This is a genomic window from Micromonospora sp. U56, assembly GCF_018070095.1.
GTDB lineage: Bacteria > Actinomycetota > Actinomycetes > Mycobacteriales > Micromonosporaceae > Micromonospora > Micromonospora purpureochromogenes.
This window is the reverse complement of sequence record NZ_JAGPYL010000087.1, coordinates 21,131-29,219: the sequence shown is the minus strand read 5'-3', so window position 1 is coordinate 29,219 and position 8,089 is coordinate 21,131. Positions and strand designations below refer to the sequence as shown.

General features: G+C 74.8%; 8 protein-coding genes and 1 pseudogene. 5 read left to right on the top strand and 4 right to left on the bottom strand.

The window, feature by feature from the left end:
• From KBX37_RS24660 to KBX37_RS24650, 3 genes and pseudogenes are all read left to right on the top strand, one after another.
• Window positions 1-301: pseudogene (locus tag KBX37_RS24660) on the top strand (hypothetical protein); the annotation flags it as partial.
• A 233-nt stretch (window positions 302-534) separates the two neighbouring features.
• Window positions 535-2,460 (top strand): DEAD/DEAH box helicase, encoded by a 1,926-nt coding sequence (locus KBX37_RS24655; RefSeq protein ID WP_247658814.1) that lies wholly within the window; start codon window positions 535-537, stop codon window positions 2,458-2,460.
• Between the two features lie 99 nt (window positions 2,461-2,559).
• Window positions 2,560-3,180 (top strand): putative glycolipid-binding domain-containing protein, encoded by a 621-nt coding sequence (locus KBX37_RS24650; protein WP_210778283.1) that lies wholly within the window; start codon window positions 2,560-2,562, stop codon window positions 3,178-3,180.
• A 10-nt stretch (window positions 3,181-3,190) separates the two neighbouring features.
• Here KBX37_RS24650 and KBX37_RS24645 read toward each other — a convergent pair whose 3' ends face one another.
• Genes KBX37_RS24645 through KBX37_RS24635 form a run of 3 tightly spaced genes read right to left on the bottom strand, consistent with a single transcriptional unit; the run spans window position 3,191 to window position 5,643 of the window.
• Window positions 3,191-4,282 (bottom strand): PLP-dependent cysteine synthase family protein, encoded by a 1,092-nt coding sequence (locus tag KBX37_RS24645; RefSeq protein WP_210778282.1) that lies wholly within the window; start codon window positions 4,280-4,282, stop codon window positions 3,191-3,193.
• Between the two features lie 22 nt (window positions 4,283-4,304).
• Window positions 4,305-5,138 carry an SDR family oxidoreductase gene (locus KBX37_RS24640; RefSeq protein WP_210778281.1) on the bottom strand — a complete coding sequence of 278 codons (834 nt, stop codon included), beginning with the start codon at window positions 5,136-5,138 and terminating at the stop codon, window positions 4,305-4,307.
• Between the two features lie 46 nt (window positions 5,139-5,184).
• Window positions 5,185-5,643 carry an Lrp/AsnC family transcriptional regulator gene (locus KBX37_RS24635; protein WP_154940430.1) on the bottom strand — a complete coding sequence of 153 codons (459 nt, stop codon included), beginning with the start codon at window positions 5,641-5,643 and terminating at the stop codon, window positions 5,185-5,187.
• 268 nt (window positions 5,644-5,911) lie between these two features.
• Here KBX37_RS24635 and KBX37_RS24630 point away from each other — a divergent pair, with 268 nt between their 5' ends.
• Complete coding sequence (locus KBX37_RS24630) at window positions 5,912-6,178, top strand: BldC family transcriptional regulator (RefSeq protein WP_088959312.1); 267 nt, start codon at window positions 5,912-5,914, stop codon at window positions 6,176-6,178.
• A 71-nt stretch (window positions 6,179-6,249) separates the two neighbouring features.
• On the opposite strand, the gene KBX37_RS24625 is transcribed toward KBX37_RS24630, so the two are convergent.
• Complete coding sequence (locus KBX37_RS24625; protein ID WP_210778280.1) at window positions 6,250-6,879, bottom strand: UbiX family flavin prenyltransferase; 630 nt, start codon at window positions 6,877-6,879, stop codon at window positions 6,250-6,252.
• Window positions 6,880-7,041: 162 nt separating this feature from the next.
• Here KBX37_RS24625 and KBX37_RS24620 point away from each other — a divergent pair, with 162 nt between their 5' ends.
• A complete protein-coding gene (locus tag KBX37_RS24620; protein WP_210778279.1) occupies window positions 7,042-7,998 on the top strand; it encodes a terpene synthase in 957 nt (318 codons plus the stop codon).
• Window positions 7,999-8,089 lie beyond the last annotated feature (91 nt).

Genomic DNA, 8,089 nt, shown 5'->3' with positions numbered 1-8,089 from the left:
GCCCGGTACGCCCTACCGGGGCGGCCCGGACCTGGCCAGCACCGTCTACGGCGGCACCGAGGGGCCCGGCTTCGCCACGGTCTCCTTCCCGGCCGGCAACCCGCTGGAGAACTCCGGCTCGCTGACCGGGCACATCCTGGCCCAGGGCTGGGCCGACACGCCCGCCGAACGGTCCCGCACCACCCGGGTGGTGGTCGTCCTGGCGGCCTCGCTGGGGCTGCTGGTGGCGATCAGCGTGCTGGTCGTCCTGCTCGCCAACGACGCCATGGACGGCCTGGTGGGCAACATCCTGAACAAGTGAACGCGGGCGGTTCCGGGCCACGCCGTCCGGTCCGTGGCCGTACGCGGGGCGAGGGTGAGCCCGCCCACTACCCCCTCGCGATCGACTGGCGGCGTCGCCGGACCGCCGTACACTTGTGGAGATCACTGACCCGGCGCGCGTGGTGCGCGCCCATGGGCGATCTTGCGGGCGATTCGGCGGCGTGCAGCCGCAGCGGGCCATCGCGAAGATGCGCCCCGCTCGAAAGGCATTTCTTGACCACCTTCGCTGACCCCGGCACCACTCCGTCCGTCCTCGACCCGACCGTCGGGGACACCCCCGCCGCCGACGTCGACTTCGCCGACCTCGGCCTGCCCCGGCCGCTGGTCGAGGCGCTCGCCCGACAGGGCATCACCACCCCGTTCGAGATCCAGCGGGCCACCATGCCCGACGCGCTCGCCGGCCGGGACGTGCTCGGCCGGGGCCAGACCGGCTCCGGCAAGACCCTCGCCTTCGGGCTGCCGCTGATCGCCCGGCTCGCCGACCGCAACCGGGCCCGTCCGCTGCACCCCCGGGCCCTGGTGCTGGTCCCCACCCGGGAACTCGCCATGCAGGTCAACGACGCCCTGATGCCGCTCGGCAAGGCCGTCGGCATCTTCCTCAAGACCGCCGTCGGCGGGGTGCCGTACGACCGGCAGATCGACGCGCTGCGCCGTGGCGTGGAGATCGTCGTGGCCACCCCGGGCCGGCTCGGCGACCTGATCAACCGGGGCGTGTGCCACCTGGACGACGTCGAGGTGACCGTACTCGACGAGGCCGACCAGATGGCCGACATGGGCTTCCTACCCGAGGTGACCGAGCTGCTGGCGAAGACGCCGGCGGGCGGCCAGCGGCTGCTCTTCTCGGCCACCCTGGACGGTGACGTGGACTCGCTGGTCAAGCGGTTCATGACCGACCCGGTGACCCACTCGACCGCCCCGTCGACCGCGTCGGTGTCCACCATGGACCACCACATGCTGCTGATCCCGCCGCACGACAAGTTCGCGGTGGCGGCGTCCATCGCGGCCCGCGACGGCCGGACCATGCTCTTCGCGCGCACCCAGCTCGGCGTCGACCGGCTGGTCGAGCAGCTCGCCGCGGTGGGCGTACGGGCCGGTGGCCTGCACGGTGGCAAGACCCAGCGGATGCGTACCAAGACACTGGCCGAGTTCCGTGAGGGCCGGATGAACGTCCTGGTCGCCACCGACGTGGCCGCCCGGGGCATCCACGTCGACGGGGTCACCCTGGTGCTGCACATCGACCCGCCGAAGGACCCGAAGGACTACCTGCACCGCGCGGGCCGTACCGCCCGGGCCGGCGAGTCCGGCGCGGTGGCGACCCTGGTGCTGCCCAAGCAGCGCCGCACCACGCTGGCCATGATGGAGAAGGCCGGCGTCGCGCCGGCCGAGACCCGGGTCCGCGTCGGCGACCCGGCCCTGGCCGAGCTGACCGGTGCCCGCGAGCCCAGCGGGGTCCCGGTTCGCGAGGAGCCGGAGCCGCGCCGCGCCGCCGGGCAGCGCCGCTACGGCGACCGCCCGGACCGGGGCGAGCGGCGTTACGGCGACCGGCCGGCCGGCGAGCGCCGGTTCGGTGACCGGGACGGGCGCGGCGAGCGCTTCGGCGAGCGCCGCTTCGACCGCCCGGCGGGCGAGCGTTCCTTCGGCGACCGGGGCCAGCGCGGCTTCGACGGCCGCAGCGACCGCCCCGCGGGCGAGCGTTCCTTCGGCGACCGGGGCCAGCGCGGCTTCGACGGCCGCAGCGACCGCCCCGCGGGCGAGCGTTCCTTCGGCGACCGGGGCGACCGGGGCTACGCCGACCGCCCCCAGGGCGAGCGGCGCTACGGCGACCGGGACGGGCGCGGCGAGCGCTTCGGCGAGCGACGCTTCGACGGCCGGGGCGACCGCCCGGCCGGCGACCGCCCGGCCGGCGACCGGGGCCAGCGCGGCTTCGGCGACCGCACCGACCGGCCGGCCGGCGAGCACCGCTACGGCGACCGCGGCGAGCGCTTCGGCGACCGGCCGCAGGGCGAGCGGCGCTTCGGCGGCGAGCAGCGCGGCACCGAGCGCCGGGGCGGGTTCCGCCCCGAGGGCCGGGGCGGCGACGACCGGCCGCGCGACGACCGGCGTGGCTTCGGCGGTAGGCCGCCGGCGCGTACCCACTGATCCGTCCGACCACCCGGAACGCCGTCGCGGAGCTCGCGCTCCGCGGCGGCGTTTCCGCATGCGCTGCCGGTGTCGGCCGGCTGGCGTAACGTCCGCATCATGCCGAGGTCACTCTTCTGGAGCCGGACGGACATCGCCGGTGCCGAGCACGCCGTCCTCGACGACGGCCCCGGGTTCGTCGCGCACGGCACCCAGGTCGCCGTGGACCCCATCGGATGGACGTGCCGCTACCAGCTGACCGCCGGCGCGGACGGGGCCACCAGGTCGCTGGAGGTGACCGCCGAGGGGGCGGGCTGGTCGCGGCGGGTGCGGCTGGAGCGCGGCGCGGACGGCTGGCGGGTGACCACCGCCGAGCAGGGCGACCTCGACGCGGCGCTGCGGGCCGCCGGGCAGCCACCGGCCGGGCTGCCGGGCGCCGACGACCCGGACCGGCTGTACGACGCCCTCGACGTCGACCTGAGCGGGTCGCCGCTCTTCAACGCCCTGCCGGTCCGGCGGCTGGGCCTGACCGGGGCGACGCCGGATCTCCCGCACACGGTCACCGTGGCGTGGGTGCTGGCGCCGAGCCTGGAGGTGGTCCCCGCCGAGCAGGTCTACACCCCGCTCGGGCCGGGGCGGGTCCGGTTCGCCAGCGACGGCTTCCGGGCCGAACTGACCCTCGACGCCGACGGCCTGGTGCTGCACTATCCCGGGCTGGCCGAGCGGGTCGACGCCCGCTGAGCCGGCCGGTTCAGGCCGGCCAGGCGCCGCTGTCGAGGAACCGTTCGATCGTGGCCAGGTGCGGGGCCAGGTCCAGCCCCTGCGCGGACACCCAGGCGTCGTCGTAGTAGGTGCGGGCGTACCGGTCGCCGGCGTCGCAGATCAGGGTGACCACCGAGCCGGTCCGCCCGGCGGCGAGCATCTCGGCGATCAGCCCGAAGGCGCCCCAGAGGTTGGTGCCGGTGGAGCCGCCGACCCGGCGGCCGAGCACGGCCGAGCCGGCGCGCATGGCGGCCAGCGAGGCGGCGTCCGGGACCTGGGTCATCCGGTCCACCACCGAGGGCAGGAAGGACGCCTCGACGGTCAGCCGGCCGATGCCCTCGATCCGGGAGCCGCGCCCGGTGCGCACCGACCAGTCGGCGGCCTGCCAGGCCGGGTAGAACGCCGAGTTCTCCGGGTCGACCACGCAGAGCTTGGTGGGCAGCCGCCGGTAGCGGGCGTACCGGCCGATGGTGGCGCTGGTGCCGCCGGTGCCGGCGCCCACCACGACCCAGGCCGGGATCGGGTGCCGCTCCAGCGAGAGCTGCGCGTAGATCGACTCGGCGATGTTGTTGTTGCCCCGCCAGTCGGTGGCCCGCTCGGCGTAGGTGAACTGGTCCATGAAATGCCCGCCGCTGTCCTCGGCCAGCCAGCGCGCCTCGATCACCACCTTGGCCGGGTCCTCGACCAGGTGGCAGCGCCCGCCGTGGAACTCGATCTGGGCGATCTTCTCGGGTGAGGTGGAGGCGGGCATCACCGCCACGAACGGCAGCTCCAGCATCCGGGCGAAGTACGCCTCGGAGACCGCCGTGGAGCCGGAGGACGCCTCGATGATGGTGGTCTCCGGGCCGATCCAGCCGTTGCAGAGCCCGTAGAGGAAGAGCGAGCGGGCCAGCCGGTGCTTGAGCGAGCCGGTGGGGTGGACCGACTCGTCCTTGAGGTAGAGGTCGATCCCCCAGGCCCGGGGCAGCGGGAAGGGCAGCAGGTGGGTGTCGGCGGAGCGGTTGGCGTCCGCCTCGACCGTGGCGATCGCCTCGGTCACCCAGATCCGGCTGGCCTCGTCGCACCGGTCGAGATGAGTCACGCCGGCAACGTTACAAGTGAGCTCAGCTCCCGTCCGGCCCGACCCGGTGCCGCTGCCGGCGCTGCCCGGCCCGGCCGACGGCCCGGACCACCGGGGTCAGCGCGAGCGCCAGCCGCGGCAGCGCGTCCAGCAGCCGTACCTGCGCGCCGCGCCAGCGGGGCAGGCTGACCACCGGGCGGGGGTGGCGGGCCAGCCGGGCGGCCCGCGCCGCGACCCGCTGCGGGGTCAGCATCGTCCCGGTGAAGGAGGCCAGCGCCCCCGGGTCGTCGAGCCGGTCGTGCAGCATCGGCGTCCAGATCCCGTCCGGGCACAGGCACGACACGTGTACGCCGGTCAGGCCGGCCATCCGCAGGTCGGCCAGGGTGCCGAGGCTGAACGCCAGCAGCGCGTGCTTGCTGGCCGCGTAGACGGTCTCGCCGGGCGCGGCGATCAGCCCGGCGAGGGAGACGACGTTGAGCACGTGCCCGTGCCCCTGCGCGCGCATCACGGCCAGCGCGGCCAGGGTGCCGGTCATCGCGCCGAGCGCGTTCACCTCGACCACCCGTCGCCGGGTCGCCGCGTCGTGCTCCCAGGACGGCCCGGTGACCAGGATGCCGGCGTTGTTGACCCAGAGCCCGAGCCCGCCGGCCGTCCCGCCGGCCGCCTCGGCGGCGACCTCGGCGCAGGCTGCCTCGTCGCGCACGTCCAGCGCCCGGGACCAGCCACCGAGCGACGCGGCGGCGGTGGCGGCCGCGCCGGCGTCCAGGTCGGTCAGGAGTACAGCCCAGCCGTCGGCGTGCAGCGCGGCGGCGATGGCCCGCCCCAGGCCGCCGGCCGCACCGGTGACCACGGCGGCGCCGCGTACGGGGGTCGTCATCGGCGCAAGGTATCGCCGCCGGGCGGGCGACGCCAGAGCCGGACGGTCAGCTCCCCGGCGACCCGAGCGGCTGGGGGCGGTTCTCCCACTTGGTCGACAGCGCGATGCCGGTGCGGGTGGACGCCACGCCCGGGGTGCGGTTGAGCCGCACGATCAGCGCCTCCAGCTCGGCGATCGTGCCGACCCGCGCCTTGAGCAGGAAGGACTCGACGCCGGCCATGAAGTAGCAGGACTCGATCTCGGGCATCTGGCGGAACGCCTCCAGCACGTCGTCGGTGTCCCCGCCGGAGTCCTCGACGATGCCGATCAGCGCGGTCACGCCGAGCCCGACCGCCTCCGGCTCCACCTCCGCCCGGTACGCCCGGATCACGCCGCCGGACTCCAGCTTGCCGACCCGCTCGTGTACGGCCGGGGCGGAGAGGCCGACCTGCCGGGCGAGTTCGGCGTACGACAGTCGGGCGTTGCCGCGCAGCAGGTCGACGAGGCTCAGGTCGATGGCGTCCACGGAAGGTGACCCTAGCCGCCCGGGCGTAACGTCGGGCGGCCGGCACCCGTTGAACATGACAACACGTAACTATTTGCAGACTCAGCGTGATGGAGGCCGGACCCGGGTAATATTTCCTAACTTCCCACTCAGTGCGTTTTTCGCGTTTGGCGGACAGGCCAGGTCGCTGGTGCTGTAATTGCCATACGTCCCTCATGACGGCTCTGGGCTCGCACCGGCCGGGGGCAGTGTGTTCAGCCGGGGGCTTCGTCGACGCGAGGAGGGGGCTGTGGACACTGGAGATCGCCTGCTGACACCGGGTGAGGTCGCCGCGTTGTTTCGGGTTGACCCGAAGACTGTGACGCGTTGGGCGGCGGCCGGCCGGATCGGCAGCATCCGGACTCCAGGCGGGCATCGCCGGTTTCGGGAATCCGAGGTGCGGGCCCTGCTGGAAGGGGAGGGCATGCTGGACGAGGGGGAAGACATCGGCAAGCCGCGCAATGTCGGTCCCGCCGCCTCGACCGGACCGGGGCCGGCCAACGCCGGGATGTACTGAATGGTGCGAGACGGATCGCGGGCCGGCCGACAGGTCCGGTCCGCGCCCGTCTGAGGCGAGATTCCGCTCCGCTACGACCGGTCGGCGGCCAACTGCCCCGACCACCGCCGGAACAACGTGTGCGGCACGCCGAGCGCGTCCAGCACCTTGCCGGCCACGAAGTCGACCAGCTGCTGTGCGGTGGCCGAGGCGCCGGAGCCGTAGAAGCCCGGACTGGCCGGCAGCACCACCGCCCCGGCGTCGTGCAACACGATCAGGTGTTCCAGGTGGCTGCGGGTCACCGGCGTCTCCCGGGGCACCACCACCACCGGCCGGCGCTCCTTGAGGTTGACCTCGGCCGCGCGCTGCAACAGGTCCTTGGAGAGCCCGATGGCGATGCCGGCGCAGGCGGCCGTGCTCGCCGGCACCACCGCCATCCCGCGTACCCGGTAGGACCCGCTGCTGGGGCCGGCGGCGATGTCACCGGCCGGCCAGTGCCGCACGTCGGCGTCGGCGAGGTCCCGACCCAGCCAGGCGGCCAGGTCCTCGGCCCAGTGGCCGTCCCGGAACGGGCGGCCGGTCTCGTCGAGCACGGTCAGCCGGGCGGCCCGGGAGACGATCAGGTCCACCGGCTCGCCGGCGTCGAGCAGCCCGTTGACGACCGCCGCCGCGTACGGGGTGCCGGACGCGCCGGAGACCCCGACCACCCATGGTTCGCGCATGTCGTCCAGCCTGCCTGGTCGCCGCCGCGCCCCGCCCGGCGACCCCCCGACCGCTGCGCTACGTGTCGCCGGGGCACCCCGCTGTGCGCGGGGACGGCGGGAGCGCGGCGGACCTGCCATGCTGCCGTCGGCGGCCCACGCCGCAGGGGAAGGGATCGAGCCATGGTCGAGGAGGCGCTCCGGTCGCTGCGGGCCGCGTGCCCGATCCCGGCCCGGCTCTCGCCGTACGCGGACCCGGTGCAGGAGTGGCTGTTGGACCGGCTGCCCCGGCTGGGCGTACCACTCGACTCCAGCGCCCGGGAGCGGCTGGACCGGGCCGGCTTCGCCCGGTACGCGGGCCGGCTCTACCCGGACGCCACCGAGCCGGACCTGCGTACCCTGGCCGCCCTGTTCACCTGGTTCTTCCTGGTCGACGACGCCTGCGACGGGCCGGACCGGCTCGCACCGGAGCAGATCAGGGCGCTGCGGGCCGGGGCCTTGAGCCTGCTGCGGGACGGCCCACGCCGACGGCATCCCGGGTTCGGCGGACCGCTGCGCCGGCTGCTGGTCGACGCCTGGCGGGTGCCCCGACGCCGGATGCCGGCCCGCTGGCGGCTGCGCTTCGCCGACGCGGTCGCCGACCACCTGGACGGCACGTGGCGGGAGTCGGTCGCCAAGGACCTCGGTCGGCGCCCCTCGGTGGCCGAGTACGTGCAGCTGCGCCGGGCGACGTCGGCGGCGTACGTCTCGTACCCGCTGATCGAGTTCGCCACCGGGCGGCCGTTGCCGGACCCGGTCTACCACCATCCGGCGCTGCGCCGGATCGGTGAACTCGGCAACGACCTGCTCTCCTGGTACAACGACCTCGCCTCGCTGGAGCGGGACCGGGCCACCTCGGGCGGGCACAACCTGGTCCTGGCGGTGGCCGGCGAGCGGCGGGTGCCGCTGGACACCGCCGTGGACCTGATCGCCGAGCGCTGGCGGGCGGCGATGGACCGCTTCGTCGCGCTCCGCGCCGACGTGCCGTCGTTCGGCCCCGCCCTGGACCCGGCCGTCACCACCCACCTCGACGGCGTCGCCAACGCCGTCCGCGGCACGCTCGACTGGACCCTCGAAAGCGCCCGCTACCCCACCCTCTGACCCCGCCTCCGCCTCCGCCTTTTCAGCCGCACTTTCACGGAAAGAGTGGTCTCGGCGCGTGGAATGGCCACTCTTTCCGTGAAAGTGCGCG

Bases quoted from the DNA above. Each gene is read 5' to 3' on its own strand.
- KBX37_RS24620 (WP_210778279.1), top strand. From the start codon at position 7,042: ATGGTCGAGGAGGCGCTCCGGTCGCTGCGGGCCGCGTGCCCGATCCCG.
- KBX37_RS24650 (WP_210778283.1), top strand. From the start codon at position 2,560: ATGCCGAGGTCACTCTTCTGGAGCCGGACGGACATCGCCGGTGCCGAG.
- KBX37_RS24625 (WP_210778280.1), bottom strand. From the start codon at position 6,879: ATGCGCGAACCATGGGTGGTCGGGGTCTCCGGCGCGTCCGGCACCCCG.
- KBX37_RS24640 (WP_210778281.1), bottom strand. From the start codon at position 5,138: ATGACGACCCCCGTACGCGGCGCCGCCGTGGTCACCGGTGCGGCCGGC.